The 18,199-nt window shown below is 41.8% G+C and carries 19 protein-coding genes; 18 read left to right on the top strand and 1 reads right to left on the bottom strand.

From position 1 onward, the window contains the following. The first annotated feature begins 71 nt into the window (after positions 1–71). From EXT46_RS05705 to EXT46_RS05785, 17 genes are all read left to right on the top strand, one after another. The gene (locus tag EXT46_RS05705) at positions 72–1,640 is read left to right on the top strand and encodes an NADH-quinone oxidoreductase subunit L (RefSeq protein WP_240701091.1); all 1,569 of its coding nucleotides are present in this window, start codon (positions 72–74) and stop codon (positions 1,638–1,640) included. Then, positions 1,640–4,045, top strand: coding sequence for a DUF2309 domain-containing protein (locus EXT46_RS05710; RefSeq protein WP_130145817.1), 2,406 nt, complete (start codon positions 1,640–1,642; stop codon positions 4,043–4,045). The genes EXT46_RS05705 and EXT46_RS05710 overlap by 1 nt, the downstream gene beginning before the upstream one ends. A gap of 441 nt (positions 4,046–4,486) precedes the next feature. Next, positions 4,487–4,804, top strand: a complete 318-nt coding sequence (locus EXT46_RS05715; protein ID WP_130145819.1) for a hypothetical protein — start codon at positions 4,487–4,489, stop codon at positions 4,802–4,804. Between the two features lie 111 nt (positions 4,805–4,915). Continuing rightward, entirely contained in the window at positions 4,916–5,368 is a 453-nt protein-coding gene (locus EXT46_RS05720) for a hypothetical protein (protein ID WP_130145821.1), read from the top strand. 32 nt (positions 5,369–5,400) lie between these two features. Beyond that, positions 5,401–5,901: a hypothetical protein gene (locus EXT46_RS05725; RefSeq protein ID WP_130145823.1), complete on the top strand. Its 501-nt coding sequence runs from the start codon at positions 5,401–5,403 to the stop codon at positions 5,899–5,901. 114 nt (positions 5,902–6,015) lie between these two features. After that, a complete protein-coding gene (locus EXT46_RS05730) occupies positions 6,016–6,588 on the top strand; it encodes a hypothetical protein (RefSeq protein WP_130145825.1) in 573 nt (190 codons plus the stop codon). A gap of 129 nt (positions 6,589–6,717) precedes the next feature. Further along, on the top strand, positions 6,718–7,116 hold the full coding sequence (locus EXT46_RS05735; RefSeq protein ID WP_130145827.1) for a hypothetical protein: 399 nt from the start codon (positions 6,718–6,720) through the stop codon (positions 7,114–7,116). A 98-nt stretch (positions 7,117–7,214) separates the two neighbouring features. Beyond that, positions 7,215–7,790 carry a hypothetical protein gene (locus EXT46_RS05740; protein WP_130145829.1) on the top strand — a complete coding sequence of 192 codons (576 nt, stop codon included), beginning with the start codon at positions 7,215–7,217 and terminating at the stop codon, positions 7,788–7,790. A gap of 181 nt (positions 7,791–7,971) precedes the next feature. Continuing rightward, positions 7,972–8,526, top strand: a complete 555-nt coding sequence (locus tag EXT46_RS05745; RefSeq protein ID WP_130145831.1) for a hypothetical protein — start codon at positions 7,972–7,974, stop codon at positions 8,524–8,526. A 123-nt stretch (positions 8,527–8,649) separates the two neighbouring features. Continuing rightward, a complete protein-coding gene (locus tag EXT46_RS05750) occupies positions 8,650–9,159 on the top strand; it encodes a hypothetical protein (protein ID WP_130145833.1) in 510 nt (169 codons plus the stop codon). Positions 9,160–9,277: 118 nt separating this feature from the next. Further along, entirely contained in the window at positions 9,278–10,231 is a 954-nt protein-coding gene (locus EXT46_RS05755) for a hypothetical protein (RefSeq protein WP_130145835.1), read from the top strand. Positions 10,232–10,333: 102 nt separating this feature from the next. Beyond that, the gene (locus tag EXT46_RS05760) at positions 10,334–10,864 is read left to right on the top strand and encodes a hypothetical protein (RefSeq protein ID WP_130145837.1); all 531 of its coding nucleotides are present in this window, start codon (positions 10,334–10,336) and stop codon (positions 10,862–10,864) included. A gap of 421 nt (positions 10,865–11,285) precedes the next feature. Further along, on the top strand, positions 11,286–11,603 hold the full coding sequence (locus EXT46_RS05765) for a hypothetical protein (protein WP_130145839.1): 318 nt from the start codon (positions 11,286–11,288) through the stop codon (positions 11,601–11,603). Positions 11,604–11,722: 119 nt separating this feature from the next. Further along, positions 11,723–12,148, top strand: coding sequence for a hypothetical protein (locus EXT46_RS05770; RefSeq protein WP_130145841.1), 426 nt, complete (start codon positions 11,723–11,725; stop codon positions 12,146–12,148). Between the two features lie 579 nt (positions 12,149–12,727). Beyond that, complete coding sequence (locus EXT46_RS05775) at positions 12,728–13,333, top strand: hypothetical protein (protein ID WP_130145843.1); 606 nt, start codon at positions 12,728–12,730, stop codon at positions 13,331–13,333. A gap of 164 nt (positions 13,334–13,497) precedes the next feature. Next, on the top strand, positions 13,498–14,535 hold the full coding sequence (locus EXT46_RS05780; protein ID WP_130145845.1) for a hypothetical protein: 1,038 nt from the start codon (positions 13,498–13,500) through the stop codon (positions 14,533–14,535). A 32-nt stretch (positions 14,536–14,567) separates the two neighbouring features. Continuing rightward, positions 14,568–15,047 (top strand): hypothetical protein, encoded by a 480-nt coding sequence (locus EXT46_RS05785; RefSeq protein WP_130145847.1) that lies wholly within the window; start codon positions 14,568–14,570, stop codon positions 15,045–15,047. Positions 15,048–15,249: 202 nt separating this feature from the next. On the opposite strand, the gene EXT46_RS05790 is transcribed toward EXT46_RS05785, so the two are convergent. Further along, a complete protein-coding gene (locus tag EXT46_RS05790) occupies positions 15,250–15,708 on the bottom strand; it encodes a lysozyme inhibitor LprI family protein (protein WP_130145849.1) in 459 nt (152 codons plus the stop codon). Positions 15,709–15,977: 269 nt separating this feature from the next. Here EXT46_RS05790 and EXT46_RS05795 point away from each other — a divergent pair, with 269 nt between their 5' ends. Beyond that, positions 15,978–18,167: a DUF5916 domain-containing protein gene (locus EXT46_RS05795; RefSeq protein ID WP_205988219.1), complete on the top strand. Its 2,190-nt coding sequence runs from the start codon at positions 15,978–15,980 to the stop codon at positions 18,165–18,167. The last annotated feature ends 32 nt before the right edge of the window (positions 18,168–18,199 follow it).

Below are 18,199 nucleotides of genomic sequence, written 5' to 3' on the forward strand. Positions count from 1 at the left end.
GTTAAATTATATATATTTTTTTTACTTTTGCATCTTTGCCATACTAGCTGCACTCAACCAAGGAGCCATCGATGAGTGACATGTTAATTTCTGTTTTACTGGCCTTTATTCCTGTGAGCTTGGCGCTAAGTTCTTGGTATATAGGGACGCAGAAGCGTGCCAACAATGGCAAAGGAGCGTTTCGCCTTATCTCCCTACTTGGCTTAATTTTTGCCGCCACAGCGGTGCTTTACAGCCAATTTGATGCCAATCCCCTTAGCGTATTAACACTGTCCCCTGCGCGCTTAATCGTCCTTGGTCTTATCCTTTTCATGAGTTTGATATTAATAAAGTTTTGCCGCAATTACATGGCCGGTGAGCAGCGAATCAACTTATTTTGGCGACGCTTAATCGCTACCTTAAGTGCGGTCTCCTTAGTGGTAATTAGTAACCACCTTGTGCTGTTTTGGCTGGGCTGGGTGGCCATTAGCCTCGCCCTCCACAGATTGCTGATGTTCTATCCTGACAGACCGCGTGCGGTGATGGCTGCCCATAAAAAGTTTATTGTCGCACGCTGCGCAGAAACCTCGCTGTTAGTGGCCTTTGCTCTGCTTTATTGGCATCACGATAGCTTGTTAATCAATGAAATTACCGCCTCTTATGTTAACAACACGGTGCCATTGACACTCATCGAACACTGCGCCGGGTTTTTTATTGCCCTAGCGGCCTTGATTAAGTGTGCACAGCTACCCATTCATGGTTGGCTGATGCAAGTAGTTGAAGCTCCGACCCCGGTTAGTGCGCTTTTACACGCCGGGGTTATCAACTTAGGCGGCTTTTTGTTAATCATCTTCGCGCCCCTATTTATGCAAGCCACCGTGGGACAATGGTTAGTGCTTATCGTTGCCGGACTCACCACAGTGATCAGCGCCCTTGTGATGACCACTCGGGTAAGCGTGAAAGTACGCTTGGCGTGGTCCACCAGTGCACAAATGGGGTTAATGCTGGTTGAATGCGCATTAGGGCTGTTTGAGCTCGCCCTGCTGCACCTTGTAACCCACTCAGCCTACAAAGCACACGCATTTTTAAATTCAGGCAGCGCCGTGCAAGAAGATATCGCTCGGCGGCTGTCACCGGGGCGCTCACCCAATGGCAAAGACTGGTTTGCCAGTGGCGTGTTCTCCTGCTTTGCCGTAGCTTTGGTATACCATTTTAGCGGTTACTACGGCGCCATCAGTGTATGGGCGTTGGTTGCCCTCGCCTTGAGTGTACTTATTGCTACTCGTCGTGGGCTTATCACCAACGGCCACTTTGTCACCATGGCGCTGTTAGCTCTGGCTCTGGCCAGCTGTTATGCAGCCCTTAAATCGCTGTTTGCGGTTGCTGTGCCCGCAAGTAACTGGCGAGAGGCCCCCTTGAGTGCTGCCGATCTGTGGACCTTATTACTGATTGTCAGCCTGATGTGTTGTAGTTATGTTTTACGCTATCAAAACCATAAACCTAGAGTGCAAGCTCTCTCGGCTATCTTGTTCGCAGGTTTGTACTTAGATGAATGGCTGACTCGACTCACTCTGAGAATATGGCCTACGCGCTTACCCACTCGGCAAAATGCTAAAACTGCCTCACACTCGTCCGCCAGTTCAGCTAAGGAGAACTTTTAATGAGCGCTCAGCAACCCTCGCCTGCACCGCTATTTAGCTTGAGCACCACGCAGCAACAGGCTATTACTCAAGCATGCCAATACATAGCGCCGAACTGGCCGTTAGATCAGATGATAGCGGTTAATCCGTTTTGGGAAATGCGCGGTCTTGCCATTGAAGATGTGGCTGCCCGGCTGGCAACCTTGGCCAATGTCGACTTGCTCATGCCTCGTGCGTATTATCGCCAGCGCTGGGCCGATGGCGACATCACCGATGCGCATTTGGCCATGGCCAACAGTCAACTAGGCTATGACTTCACCCCCGAGCAACTACACAGTGCTTTGGAAATCGCGCTGCCACAACAGCATTGGCACAATATCGCCGATTTACTAGATGCCCACCGCCCGGCCCACAAAATGGCGTGGCGGGATGAAATAATCCATCAGATCAGTCAGTTCTGCGCTGCTCATTACCAAAAGTTAAGGCCGATGCTGTACCGTGACGATGTCTCGTCAATGCCAGATCTATACCAACACTGGCTCAGTGTTATTCGTGCTGACAAAGGCATCAGTATCGTCATGGATGAAGCTGGTTTACATGAATATTTTCAGCAACTACCAGAAACGGCTGATGAGCTGTTATCGCAAAGCCTGCGTTTGTTAGAGCTGGATGATGATATGCTTGAGCCCTATGCTCATGCGTTATTGCTCGATATGAACGGCTGGGCCTCATGGGTGGCCTACATTCGCTGGCAAGGCCGGCTCTATCAACAACCGCAAGACGACATGCTGCAACTGCTGGCGATCCGCATGGCTTGGGATGTGGTCATTTGGCGCTATTTAAAAGCGCAACACGCCTGCACGTTCGCGGTGTTGCATGAGCAATGGCAATGTGAAAAACAGCACCTTTCTGAGCGAACACAAGCGTTTAAAGCAGCGCAAAAACCTTTGTGGGTGTGGGCCAAAGCGTTAGAGGTCAATTATCAGCAAAACTTGCATGCCACACTCAAAGCAGCAGAGCCTGCTCCCCCTAGCGAAAGTGCGCTACAGGCTGTGTTTTGTATTGATGTGCGCTCAGAAGTGATGCGCCGTGCCTTAGAGGCACAAAGTGAGCACATTCATACCTTTGGTTTTGCTGGCTTTTTTGGCTTGCCGCTAGAGTATCAACCGGCGGACAGCGCGCTCAAACGCCCACAACTTCCGGGGCTGCTTAAACCTGTTATCAAAGTAAGTGAAGCCCAGGCGCCTAAAGGTGCAAAACGCAAACGCCACTTCAGTGCTCATTGGCAAGGCTGGTCAAAGGCGGCGCCGTCGTCATTTTCGATGGTGGAATCCGCAGGCTGGATGTACGCCCTGAAAATGCTGAAAAACTCATTTAAACGAGCCAAAAAAGCCGCACACAATGAGCACATTGAGTGGCAACTGCATAAGGACGACCATAACCTAAGCTTGGCGCAACAAGCCGAGTTCGCCTATGGGGTGCTCAAAGCCATGGGCATTCAGCGGTATGCGCCCAAGGTGTTGTTAGTGGGTCACGGCAGCCACACCACCAATAACCTTCACGCTGCCGGCCTTGAGTGCGGCGCCTGTGGCGGACAAAGCGGCGAGGTGAATGTGCGTGTGTTAGCGCAATTATTGAATGACGAACAAGTGCGTGAACAGGTGGCTAGCAAAGGGATCACGATTCCTAGCGTCACCGAGTTTGTTGCCGCGCTGCATAACACCACCACCGACCATATTCAGATTTTTGATAGCGAGTTGGACAAGCAAAGCCGTCAGTGGCTCGATAACGCCACGAATACAGCTCAGCGCGAACGGTTAATTAATATTGCCCCTGAGCTTAAAGAGCAAAGCGATAAAGACATCGACAAAGCCTATTTAAACCGCGCTGGCGACTGGTCGCAAGTGCGTCCGGAATGGGGGCTGGCGAATAATGCCGCCTTTATCGTCGCACCGCGTAGCTGGACACGCAATGCAAACCTGCAAGGGCGTAGCTTTTTACACGACTACCACTGGCAACATGATGAAGCCTTTCGCACTTTAGAGCTTATTATGACCGCGCCAATGATAGTAACCAATTGGATCAACAGCCAATATACCGCATCGGTCACCGATAACTACAAATACGGCAGTGGCAATAAGGTATTGCACAATGCGGTAGGCGGTAACATCGGGATCTTTGAGGGTAACGGCGGCGACTTACGTATTGGCCTGGCGATGCAATCTATCCACAATGGCGAACGCTGGATGCACGAGCCACTGCGTTTGAGCGTGTACATCGCCGCGCCACGAACGCCTATTGAGTCTATTTATGCGCGCCACGAAAGCGTTAAAAGCCTGGTTGATAACCGTTGGCTCAACTTAATGCGCTGGGACGACGACGGCCAGATTGAACGCTTTTGTGACGGCGCGTGGCAAACCTGCTAAGCATACACGCTGTTGTGCCATAAATGCATAACAGCCAAAAGCAAGAACAGCTGAGCTACTTGGCTTTTCGGAGTCGATCAGTGGTGATGCGCACCAGCATGTAAATTTGGAATAAGTGAAGTTGCCCACTAAGGTCAAAATGAGGCTCATTATACAGAAACAGCTTTTGGCTCGAATAAGTAGAAAATCAGGCTAAAGTACTGAAAATATTAAAGTTACTATTTTACATATCGTGCCATTGTTAGGCTCGGATATCTCAATGCTCGTTTCCCACCACCCTATTCTATTTAGACATTACCAATCTACTCTGGTAACTTTATGAATTTATGGACAAATGTTAAGTGTGCAACTAAGTGTTTATTATTTAAGTTTCTGGCTTAACCCGAAATGCACGCTAATACACTGTTAGGTGTTTCTGTAGGATGGAGATAAATCAAAATTATGGATAATCAATTTAAGGCTTCAGGTGTTGCGTTTACCATTTATGGTGCCTGCACAGTATTAGCATTTTTACTTACTTATATATTCGGTATAACTCTATTTTCTGGTGTTCAATCCTTACCAATTTCATTTTTTTTGCTAATTTATGCCTCGTTAGCAATTAATTTTCTATCTTTGCTCTGTGGTTTGTATCTATTAAAACAAAATGAGGCCGTTCACAAAATCGCACTGCCCGTGTCTATTCTTATTCTGTTTAGTGTTCCATTTGGTACAATTGTTGGTAGCATATATCTAATGCAAAGGTTTAAAAACACCTAACAAGCCATTGCAGTGCGGGACTTTCAACCGTTGGCTTTCCTCACTACGTTCGTTATTTTAGCCAACAATTAAAAGCCCCTGAATGAGGCATTAGGTTTAAAGGAGTAACCATTGAAATATATTTTTTCGCTTGTGGCATTTGTAAGCTTAAATGTTTTTGCAAATGACGAGTTAAAGTCTACCTATTTTGCATTTGAATCAGATTACATGAGTAATGATGCTAGCAAATATTCCCAATGGCTCACTGACGAGTATGAAATAGTCCAAACTATGCATGTCCCTGGTATGGGCAGTGATAGCCGCAAGATAACGGGACAACAAATGGTTGGGTTCATGAAAAAAATGAATAAGCCTAACTCTACTCCGCGCTCTACGTTCGAAAATACAAGTGTGCAATTAACTGACGATACCGGTTTTTGTGCCACTTCTAATACAACAGCCACAACCAAGGTCGCAGGAAAAGATTACGAAGAAAAAGAAACAAGAAAAGTTTGTTTTCTCAAGATCAAAAGTGACTTCAAGGCTGTTGAGCACAAAATAGATGTGTATTACAAAAAGCTATAAACCTAGCAAGTTACTCAAAAGGAAAGTAAATCATGCAGGAGTCTCAAATCGAAACTGAATACCCATACGTCATGGGGTGGCGTAGTATGTTATTTTTAATTTTTATTGGTGTATCTCTCGCGATATTCATGGGCTATGAAGCAGAGCGTAATTATTCGGGTTTAACTATCAATGGAATAATTGAGCTTGGGCAAACTGGAACGAAAGTGTTTTTTTGGTCAATGTCCTTATTTATGGTGTTGGTCGCACTTATTGGAGTCTTCGGTGTTTTTGAAAGGGTTCGTGGTAAAAGTCGTATTGCTTTTACAAACGAAGGAGTAATTCTCCCGAGTGCCCCATGGCAATCTAAAGAAAATTATTTCACCTTCGAATCTGTGCTTGAATTAAATATGAAGCAGATAGGAAAAATAAACTTTCTATACGTTAAAACAGCGAAAAAGACTTATTTAATTGCAGAAAATAGGTTTTCAAACTCAGATGAATTTAAAAATAGCTGCTCAATATTGACGAGTAAATGTAACATCTCGCACTAACAAGGCCATTATGGCAATTGGACGCAAAACGCTTGGCTTGTGCTCCTTCGTCGCTAATTATAGCCAAGCATTTTTGCGCCCCATATTGGAGCGTTAAGCTTATAGGAGTTAATTTTGAGAATTGCTGCAATACTTGGTTTAGCTTTCTTCTTGATATCATGTTCAACGTTAAATGTTTCAGGAAAGATGGATTTTAAAAATGAAACATATACATCTCCAAATAATGAATTTATTGTAGATTTCCCCGCGTTGGTTAATCCAAATGTCAAAGACACAGTTTATATCGACCAATTGTTCGTCGATTTTTTCATTGGCTCAGGTTACTGGACTCCTCAAGGTTTACACACTATTGAATGGGTTACACTACCCAAAGAAATGACAATGGAGCAATTTCAGAAAGTTCTTCCCGACATTGTAAAAGAACATTCTCAAAAAAGGTTTAGCTCTACTGGTGAATTCAGTGTCATAGAGCAACGAAGTTTGCCTGATTCTAACTCTCACAAGTTCTTAGCTAAGGGAACTTACCAAAACATAGCTAGTACGTGGGTATGCACCATTAAACTATATAAAAATAGAATAGCGTTTATTTCAAAAGTGTTACCTTTGGAAAATCCGAAGAAGATTACTAAATTGAACGAAAATACAGATAGTTATAACCAATGGGTGGAATCTTTCAGGGTGTTGTAAGCAAACGCATCAAGGGTGGACGCAAAAAGCTTGGCAGCGCTCATTCTTCGCTTAGAATAGCCAAGCTTTTATGCGCCACTTATGCGGGCGTCATGTGTCTTTCAGATATGTCGAATTAATGAGGTAATAGTGACTAATTTAAAGGTTTATTTACTCGGCTTGATTACATTCATCTTAAGTGGATGGGAGCTATATGCTTCAGTTTTGAATGGTGAAATTAGCATTTTAAGTTTCCTATTCTTAATCACTGGGTTAGTTGGGGCAATGTTTTGCTTTCTAAATAAGATCCATAAGATTGCAAAATGGTTGCTAGGTGTATTTTATTTTATTCAATTAATATTCATATACAGCGAATCTTTTTCTTTTAAATTTGTGGCAAGCTTTGCGTTTCCTATTCATTACTTTTTTCGCAACGAAGGTAATATACAGCAAACTTTTAATAATCCAACTGGCTTAGGCATAAACCTATTTGCTTTGGTAATGTTATTTGTTATCCACAGAGTTTTTAAAGTTAAAACAGCCACATAAAAAGTTACTTAGTTTCATTCCGGCCACAAACAAGCTTGGCTTCTAAGGGACAGCCTACACTGCGAGTTGGCAAGGCGTTAGCAACCCTAAGGAAAGTTATGATTAGAATTGGAAGTACGCTTTTTCTCGCATTTTTATTGACTAGCTGTTCACTTATTATTCCTAGTGGAATACACAATGCTACAGTAGCGGCTACATGTGACTCCTGTATGGGAGATACGGGTCAATACCGAGTAAATTCAGATGATTATCCTACTTACCAAGTTGAAACAAATATAATTCCAAGAAATGAATACTATATGGGAGTCGAGCCTGATAACCACCTGAAATTTGAAAGTAAGTTTATAAGTGCGACTACTTCTAAGGTACGAACAAGTGATATCTGGTATGTAAAATACAATTTAGGTGATTCATTTATTATTCAATCACCATCTTACAATGAGAGATTCTTACTAGCAGATAACAATGGCGAAATTGAGCTTTGGGTTCAAAAAGCATCAGAACTAGGCATCTTGATTTCACCAGACGGTACAATTAAAAGTAATTTGCTCACTACAAAATTTCTCAGGTGGGGTTATATGACAGACCGAGAACAACGAGTTATGGACTTCGATTCAACTCAGTATACAAACAATTGGCCGAAAAGCGTTTCATTTGCTAAAACGGGCAGCTAACAAGCACTTCATTTAAGGGGCACAAAACAGAAGGCTTGTGCTCCTTCGTAGCTAATTTCAGCCTGCTATTTTGCTCCGGCTAAACGAGGCATTAGCTTTATTTACCACAGATAGGGTTATTATGAATTCTGTACAGAAAGTTATTCTAATAGTAATGAGTCTCGCTTTATTTAGCTGTAAAATGACTGAACGACCAAATTTACCAGAAACTATTGATAATGGTTTAGCTCAAAAAGATGGATATGGTGTGATTATCGGCTCTCTATCAAGAGCTAATGCTGCCGCCATTTATGATATTTGGAGTATTAGTCTCCGTTCAAAAGATTCGAATATGGAGCAAGATGTAAATATTTTAGGTAAAGCATCAACTACAGCACCTTTTGTGGCTTATGATTTCGATTATAAGGAAAAAAAATATTCAGGTAACCTTTTTGCTTATATAGTACCAGCAGGGGAATATGAGTTTTACAATTATCGTTTATTCCAAAATCGAGGAGCATTATCCCGAAACTGGCACCCTGAAGATGAATTTTCAATACCAATTGAAGTTAAAAGTGGCGCTATTAATTACATTGGAGAGTATTCAGCGACAAAAGATTATTTTTGGGAAATAACGAGTAATAAAGCGAGGGATATACCTTTATTTAAAGCTAGATACCCTAACTTGGACTGGAGTGAACTCATAATTTCATTACCTAAAAAAAGCAATGAAAGTAGTGTTTTAATTAAAAAATAAAGCTACAAGGTGCTAAAATGGAAAAATTACAGTTGGCTCGCGCCCGCACCTCGCACATTATAGCTAACTGCATTATTTCGCTTAGTTTAGCGTTAACAATATGGAACAATATGGAACAATATTATGGAATCATATGGAACAATCTATTTCTCGAACGAAAACTCCGAACTTGAATTAGTTAATCTAGCTAAAGGCATAGCCGAAGGAGATTTCGGTCTTGGCATAGAAAGTGAAGAAACTACGAATGGGATTTCAGTTATAGAAGTAATCGGCGGCTCAAGAACCGAAGACGGCGTCAAAAGCATTCTAACAGCACTCAATGACAAAAAGGTTCAAGTAGTAAAGGCCTATATCATAGGTGATGAGGGACCTTGGTGTCGTCTATACTCGATTGATGATTCAAACCTCTCTTCTGTAGAATGCTCAGATGGGATCTATGAATATCTGAGTGAGTGTGAAGAAGAAGAAATAGAAGATATTCCAGAACTCAAGATTGCCTTAGAAAAGAAACCAAGAGGGTATTTTGAACCAAAGTTCAATACTTGGGCGTTAGGCCTTGAAAGCGCCGATACAAATGCAATCAAGGGTGTCATGGAAGCAATTATTGAGTCCTCAGAGGATTTGGTGCAGTAAATGTTGCTAACAAGCACATTAAAATCGTTCGCTTCGCTCATTAGGACGCCCAGCTTCGCTGTAAGCCTCTTATGTATGACATTAAGCTTTCACGATTCTTTAAATAAAGGAGTATTAAATGAAAAACGTATTAACTATGGCTGGTAATTTTGCATCCCATGCAATTTGGAGTGTATCAAGTGGCGAGACATTGATTCCAATTGTTGGTTTCTTGAAGTCTGACGGAAGCGAGAATATGGAAAGGCTCGCGATGGGTTCAGCGGAAGCGATGTCAATCGGTGATAAAAAGATCAACGAGTTAGATAGTGACCATAAAGGTGGTGTATTTATCAAAGATGCTCTTGTAACTCTAGATTCTGGTAAAACCGATTGCTTAATTGTTGATGTGGCCTTTGCGAATGACTCGTCCAAAAAGGCGCAGTTCATGATTCCGTATAGGAACGCAGGCCATGAAAAGGGGTTTGCAGTCCACAGGCTTAAAATTACAGAAGCAACTGGTTTTAAAGCTGAGGATTACGAATGGATCTCTGATGCTTTCTTCAATGGCTTAGAGTCGCACCCAGAGGGTGGAAAGATTTGGGCTGATAAGTATGAAGATCAAGCGGGAGTCAGTAATTCAGCGTCTGGGGCAGAGAATACTGAATTCTCCACCGAAGATTTTGAAAAGCTGAAGCAAGCTCCATTTCTGATATTTTTTCTTGTTGCTGCGGCAGATGGAAAGGTAGACAAGAAAGAAGTCTTAGAATTTATGAAAGTGCTTTCTAATCCTGAGTTTCTGCAGAATCCTTTGATTAATAGGATTGTAACGAACGTTATTACACAGATTCCTGAGATAATCGGAGAAATGGCTACTAAGCAATTAGACTATATCGCTGAGCTTGAATCACTAAAGTCTATAGTTGAAGCAAACCTATCTGAGGATCGTGCGAATCAATTTAAGATTTCATTATTCATAATTGGTAAACAGATAGCTGAAGCCTCGGGTGGTTTCTTCGGTTTTGGCAGCAAGATTAGCAAGGAAGAGAGGGCTGCATTGGCGGCTATTGCGATCTGTTTAGGGGTAAAAACTTAGCAAGACGATGAATTTCCCCCTACGGGGCTCAACCGGACAGGCCACGCTACGCGCGGCCTGCTGATTATCACAGCGTTAGCTTCCTTTTGAGCATAGAGAAAAATGTCAGGATATAGATGGACTTGCCAAGCCTGTCAGGCTGGCAACGAGCCAAATTTGGATAAATGTGAGTTTTGTGGCTGCCCAGCTAACGCTGGAGCAGAGGATATTGAAAGACACAAAAATCCAGAAGGATTTAATCGAAGAAAAACAGTAGAAGAGTATAAAAGAAAAGTATTGCCACTTTTATTATCCCCATGTTTTTTTGCTATTTATATGCACAGTGGTAAAGTGGAAACAGCATTACTTTTTTTTGTAACATTCTTTTTTCTTATCACAAGAAATATAAAATTATTAAAACATATTTTTCGCAATAAGAAAGCTAAAAATATGCTTATTACTTTCTCAAGTGCAATGCTGTCGTTTTTCTTAGCTAGATTTCACTTAATTCCACATGATAGCCCTCTTGTTGGTTGGGGACTGATGTTTTACTTCATTTTTTCTTTAGGTTTCGTGCTCTACTTTTCGAAAGGTAATCTATTTAATACACTTTTTGAGCAGTATTATAAAAAAGATAATGAGCCAATTAAATGATAGACTGACAAAGTTTGGCCCGGTTCCGCCTCGCTAAACAAGTTTAGCCAAGCATTAATCAGTCTCTTATTGGGCGTTAGAACCTTGTCGTGTTGCAAACTGTCATAAAACTTTCGTATTCATGCCGTAGTGTCCATTAGGGTCAAAATGTGGCTCTTTATGCAGAACAGCTTTGGCTCGAATAAGTAGAAAATTGAGCTGACCGACTGAAAATAATGAGTTTTTATATTTCCATATCGTGCCATTTTTGGGCTCAGATACCTCTAAGCCAGTTTCCCACAACCCTATTCTATTTCTATTTAGACATTACCAATCCACTCTGGTAACTTTATGAGTATATGGATAAATATCAAGTGTGCGAATAAGTTTCTGGCTTAACCCACAATACACGCTAATACACTTATTTTTTAAAGGACTATCGATGAAATACCTAGGATTAATTCCACTGTTCTTATTGGCTGGCTGTCAATCTACTCCAACCTTTTGCGAAAAGGAGCCTGATTCAAATTTATGCGATCCAAAAACTTATCTGTATGATACAGAGCAAGCACTCAAAGAATTTGAAAAGAAAAAATCAAAGAAAGCCTTTGCTTTAGGGAAAGCTGAAGATGGATGGGAGTTTTATGGCTACTCGGAAGGTTATAGCTCGAAAAGGAAAGCTCGTAAACGTGCCCTTCAAGAATGTCAAAAAAGATTGGATATGCATGGCTCTAAAAATAAATGTGAGGTTATTCGTTAGCAAAACATAACAAAAAATTTAAGCGGGACTGCTAACAGTTTGCTCAGTTTCGCTTCACATTTTAACAAACTAAAACCAGCCCCCAAAAAGATCGTAATATTTACAAGGAGTAATTAATTTTGAAATCTAAAATTGTAATAGCAACCTTTGCAAGTATCTTTACGCTTTTGGTATTTGGGTTGGGCTTTTCTTCAGCGTTCTTTCTAAATTATATGTCGCTGGCAAATACATACACCAAGGAGCATGTTGAAAATGGTCGCTTTATGCTTCAAGCCTTGCGAAGTATAGAAGAAGGAAATATAGACCAAGCTAAGCTTAGGTTACGCGGCCATGTTTCCACAAAAGTTATCATCATCGACGCTGTAAAAATACCACCAACAAGTCAACGAGATATTGAGTTGATAGAAAGCTTTTATCGAGAAGTCATCGAATACTTTAATTCTCAAGGCGGCTTTAATGAGACAATGCAGGTCAAGGAAAATGGCGTTTGGGTAAACAAACCGACACCAGCAATGCAAATACTCGAGGACTTTGCAGCGAAGTGAATATAACAAGACACTTACCATGTATAACACTGCGCGTGACATGGGTGTGTTAACGTAGTGGCCCTTGCGATTATGCCGCTATGTCACTGCCTGCTAGCTCAGCGTTATGTAGCTCTAGTTAATATAAAAAATTTTAATATCTGCAAAAATTCAAATTACGCTCAACTTCGTTCATTTCTGCTGTACTAGAAAATTGTAGAGATTGCTCTCAGGCTTTAACAAAGTTCAAAATAACTTATCAAGGTCATTGTATTTAGAACCGACTTTGATTGAACACTGACCTCCCAAATATCTCACTATCAGGCATAATAAAACCTACTGTTGAGACTCTATGGAAGACAGCTTGATTGATAGATTAGCAGTAGCTAAATGTAACCCCTCAATTGCCTATGTATATGGGCGAAAATCAAGAGGCTAGACGCTAGTTGAAAATAATTAAATAATTCACTTACCTGTACATCAGTGGTAGGATCAACCAAAAAAGCTGTACAAAAAATACAGTTGGCTTTACCTCTTCGTCGCTTATATTAGCCCACTATATTTTCATTATTAACAGGACGTTATTTTTCAGGAGAATAAGTGGACTATTCAAGTTACTCAATCCCAGAATTACAAGAAAGTTTAAGCAACATTGATAAGCATGCCTACCCCGATAGATATCAAAAACTGCTTAATGAATTGGAAGTAAGAAAAGAAGAAGTAGAACAATACCAGCAAAACGAAGAAGACAAGTTCCATATCACAGTACATAGCCGCTTAAACATTCTTGCTTGGCTTCAAATCATCACTTGCATCGGTTTTTTATATGTTGGTGTTGCTAGTTTATTTGAGCAAGTGACATTATTGAATGTCGCAATCCTCCTAGCGGCCTCAATACTCAATGGGTTAGCGGGTTATTTGCTGCTAAAGAGGAAAAAGTCAGGGTTTCATTTGTCTTTGTTCAACCAAGTTGCTCAGTTGCTGTCATTGAATTTGGGCTTCATCTATTACTCATATTCAGGCCTTGGATACCTAGCGGTTGTTTTACAAGATGGAATATCACTGAAAGCTTCATTATTTGATCCCTTACTTCATTTATTGTGGGGGAGTCATTTAGGTTTTGGCGTTGGTTTAGACTTGGTTTCATTATTTTTTGTGGGTCTATTAAGTAGCTGTAAGAATGAAAAAGACACCTGGAAAAAATAACAAACTCTAACGTTCACTCGTAAACTCACAGGAACAATTACCTACCGACCTGGTACATAGCGCAAGTATCGTCAACGAGCGATTCCCCAAAAAGAAGCGTCGGTACATCATGTCAAATTTAACGCTGTCATTTAGCAGTTATTTCAAAAAGATAAGGATATATTGTGGTTAAAAATCATTCCCTTTCGATCATATTTTGTGCGGTACTAGCCGGTTGTGGTGGTTCAAGCGATAAAGCTGAACAACAAGAAACAGTAGACGTACCATTAGATAGTAAATTTTACGGAGTATGGTCAACTGGTCCGTTGGTTCACGTGGCTATTTCAAAAGACTCTATAACAACCTTTGCCTTAGATGAAGAGCGGGGTTGTTATGAATCTGGACTATTTCAGGTAAATAGCAGTACTGAATCATCATTAACTGCAACCGACATACAGTCAGGCGAACGAGCAACATCTAATTTTCAGTTACAAGGTTCGGATTTAATTATCGAAGAAGATGGATATATGCTCTCTTTTTCAAAAGCTAATTCCTTTAATCCATACCCTGGGTGCGAAAATTTCTACGGTGTAGAAAATGTTGAGGTCAAGCTAGAACTTTCATATTTACCCTCTTATATAACGATTAACCGAAATGCCCAAAAATATGGGTATGTCGAATATGACTATGGAATTAATTTTGATATCAATAAAAATGGTGTGTTGGACTCTGGTGATATCTCTATAAACGTCAAGCACTACAAGGGAGCGGGTGACTATACAGATAACCATGAAATTTCGATTGCTGAATTAGGGAGTAAAATTTGGACTCTCTTACCACAGCACCAGACAGATTCTATACAGCCCACCACTGATAGTAACGAAGATAATAATACTGTGCAGTTAACTCAAACAGGTAACAGCTTAATTTTAAATTTTGATACTAACCAAAGTTCCTTGTTGGCTCACATAAGTGAGGATACTCCTGTGCAGGTAAGTACATACCTTAGTTATCCACAACCTGAGCCCGAAGTGTTAGAAGGTTGGCAAGACGGACCTTGGAACTGGTCAAGTAAGATCCATAGAGATTTCCTTCCAGAGCAAGGTTTTACTCAACCTAGCCTTTACCCTGAAATGGTCATTGATGATGCAACCACAGATTTAACCGAAGGAGAGTCCATGTGGGTCGACATTAAATCAGTTCAGTTTAAATTTACAAAATAACCAACGAAAGTGTGAAGGCAAAGGAGCGAATAGTGAAATCTGTAACTTTCTTAATTGTTTCATTAATCATTTGCCTTCCCGCATTTGGAAAAAACCTCTGCGAATATGACGATAAAATAGTCTTTTCTTGTGAGGTAGGGACAAAAAACATTTCTGTGTGCTTAACCTCTACTGGCTCAGTTAAGTACCTCTTTGGAACTCGAGATAACATTGAACGCCAATTGAGTTCTCCTATTTTCAGTAGCGCGGCTTGCTCCGGAGGGGCTGTTAGTAGGGTAAGGTTTAAAACCGGAAATACCAGTTACGTTGTTTATGATGTTATGTGTAACTCATATCGGATCAACGATACCCTCTGGAGCAAATCAGAATCCGCAGGAGTGATGGTGCTCAATGGGGATAAAGTCCAAGTTAAAACTGTTTGCACTGACTTTGATGATAGTTTGTTTGGCATTAATACGGCTCTATTGCCTAGTACTATTGAAAAAGAAGACTTTGACCATGAACTCCCATAGGTGCAAAGTGTAGGCTCCTTTTGGTAGAAGAGTATTAAGCTTGTGGAGAGTGTTGGCTTACGATTCACGCACTTGGGGAGCCGAAAATGGCTTTACCGAATAGTTATTGCTACGCTCGGCTTTTATCGCCCTACTCACCTCACCTCTTATGACTCGGTGCTCGCAAGTATCTAAAATATCATCCGCTTTACAGTGCCTGTGCTCAGAAGTTCTTTGTGTAATGCAACAATTGAAGAATACGGTCTCTAACTATACTTGCCCGATAACCACCACGAGAAATCGCTGCGGAGCTACCAAAACTTTTACGGTTCCAAGTATTCTTAATAAACTCAAATTCCGCATCACGATACTTTACCCAGTTCAACTGCGCAGCCATCAATTCTGAACGTCTATTATCTGGCAATTTAGACGTCATTTCTTGCGCAGCTTTCTCAAGCTCTTCATTCAAAAAGTTCAAGTAATGGTTATAGGCAACAAGATAGTCACTTGTACTATTTTTAGGGTTTTCAATCGCTAACAAATAGCTAGCCTCGCGTTTTACAAATTCTCCAATTAAGTCTGGTGCATCCGGATTATCGATTGCATATGCCTTTACGACCCCCATAAACAACCAAAATGCCAGAGCAAGTTTATAAGCTATTCCTTTTTTGATTTTTATCATTTTGCATAATCTCCTTTACTGTAACTTTACCATTGTGCCTATCTTGTGCTTTTCAAGCCACGGTTAACTTCCCTTGATATTGATACTCGGCTTTTAAAGCTATCTCTACTTTTTATAAAGCTTTCTTATAAAAAACATTTATATTCAGCCTGTTAGGCATTGCTTTATCACCTTTAATCACAACTTTGTCACTTAATTTCTCGTCTTTATCACTTTTATTTGCGCTCATTCGCGCATCATCCAGTGGTGTTTTACAACGAGAAAAAAAGATGAAAGATGCTCTAACCATTCAACGCTACTTTGTTAAGTTACTCATATTATTTATTTGCTTAATAGGTGCGCCAGTACAGGCAAAGTGGCAACAATTCACCCAAACCGATACGCCCATTCCCAACTTAAAAAATAAACCCAAAATCGATGGCAAATTCGCTCCAGGTGAGTGGCGAGATGCAAAACGCATAGAGGACTTTGTCGTTTTTCGCCCAAATATAGGCGAGCGCCCCGATTATCCGATACAAGCTTATATCAGCTACGATAGCGAGTTCTTTTACGTAGCGGCGAAGATCAGCCAGCCTGAGCAAACTCTCACCGACAGGGTGCTCACTCAAGGTGAGTACATGTGGCATGAAGATTACTTCGGTTTGGTGTTAGATACCAACTTCGATAAATCTGATGCCTACCTTTTTCATGTCACCCCCTCCGGTGTAAAAGAAGACGGCCTAGTCGATGGCACCCGCTATATTGGCGAGTGGAAGACCCTTTGGTATGCCAAAACCAGCATTGAGGCACAAAGTTGGTATGTGGAAATTGCTATTCCCATGCAGTCCATCTCATTTGAAAAAGATGCCAAAAACTGGGGGCTACAGCTTCGCCATAGGGTTGCGAGCCCGAACACTCAGGTGTACTGGAACCTCAATAACCCCAGCAATTATGCCTGGCATACTAATCAATTGGCGCCCATTAGCGGTTTAACGGGCTTAAAGCAGGGGCTTGGAATTGAAGCAAAGCCGAGCTTGGCCTATAAACGTAACCAAAGTGAGAGCGACTTAGCGCCATCATTAGATCTACTCTATAAACTGACCCCAAGCCTCTCGGGAATGTTAACCCTCAACACCGATTTTTCCGGCACAGAAGTGGACGAAGTGCCGCTTAATACCACGCGCTTTAGCCAGTATTTTACTGAAAAGCGCGATTTTTTCTTGCAGGATAGTCAGATCTTTCGCTTTGGCGGTATGGATGATAACTACGCGAACGGCATGGCGTTTTACTCCCGGCGCATCGGACAAGGTAAAGACTCGAACTTACTGGATATCAATTGGGGGACCAAACTCACAGGGCAAATCGGCGATACTCGTTTAGGGATATTAAGCGTCAATCAAGATAGCGATACTTCGCGAGCACAACAAACGCAACTAAGTGTGGCGCGATTAACTCATCAAGTTGCCCCTGCGCATCAGCTTGGCGTCATTTTAACTCATGGTAGCCCAGATGATTCGGGGGATAGAACCCTAGTAGGTGCCGATTACCGCTACCAAAGTACGCTGTTTAATGACTATCCTCTAGTCGCCCATGCCTTCTACCAGCAAGCGGAGCTGGCAGATAAAGTGCAGCCTAACGATGCTGATAAAGCATCATATGGCGCCTCGCTGAGGCTGCTAAACGACGCTTTTTATTTACGCGGGCGCTTTCAATATATAGGTAAAGACTTTAACCCTGCTTTGGGGTTTGTGAATCGCAGAGATTTACGCTACTACGAGAGCGTGAGTCATTATCGGATACGGCCGAAATCGGGTTGGTTGGCTCAGCATATTAATTATTATCAGTTCACTGGTTTTTATTATCTAAGGGAGAACACTGAGGGGCATCGCCAAGGGCAAAGCGTATTTATAAGGCCGGTTCAGGTTGAAACCAAAGGTGATAACTTCTTTTTCCTCAGTCACAACCGCTATCAAAAAGTACTCGAGCGACCATTTAACTTTACCGATAAATTGACCTTCACAGCCGGAGAGTATAACTACAGCCACAATGAGCTCTATTTTAGAACAGCGAACAGTAAACCTTTTTACGTCACCGCCAGACTCGCAAAAGGGATGTTTTACGATGCCGACTTTGAACGAGTCAGCACCACCCTTAATTACCGCCCGAATAGGCATTTGTATTTGGAACTGAGCCACGATATGTATTACTACGATACCGACACCGCCGCTGATAAGCTCTTCAACACTCAATTACGCGTGAATATCGCCTTTAACACTGAATGGTCGTGGAATAATCTGCTGCAGCATAACACCCAAGCTGACAGTTTTTCGGTTTTCAGTCGAGTGCGTTATGAGCCATCGCCAGACGCCGTGTACTTGCTTAGTCTTAACCGGGGCTACGATTTGCAGCAGGGCTGGCACCAACGGGAGCAAGTGTTTGACGAAACCGCTATAAAAATGGCCTACACCTACAGATGGTAGCGCCACGAAGCTAACAGCTCCCCCCCTTTTTA

Source organism: Pseudoalteromonas sp. CO325X, from assembly GCF_004208955.1.
GTDB classification, from domain to species: Bacteria; Pseudomonadota; Gammaproteobacteria; order Enterobacterales; family Alteromonadaceae; genus Pseudoalteromonas; species Pseudoalteromonas ruthenica.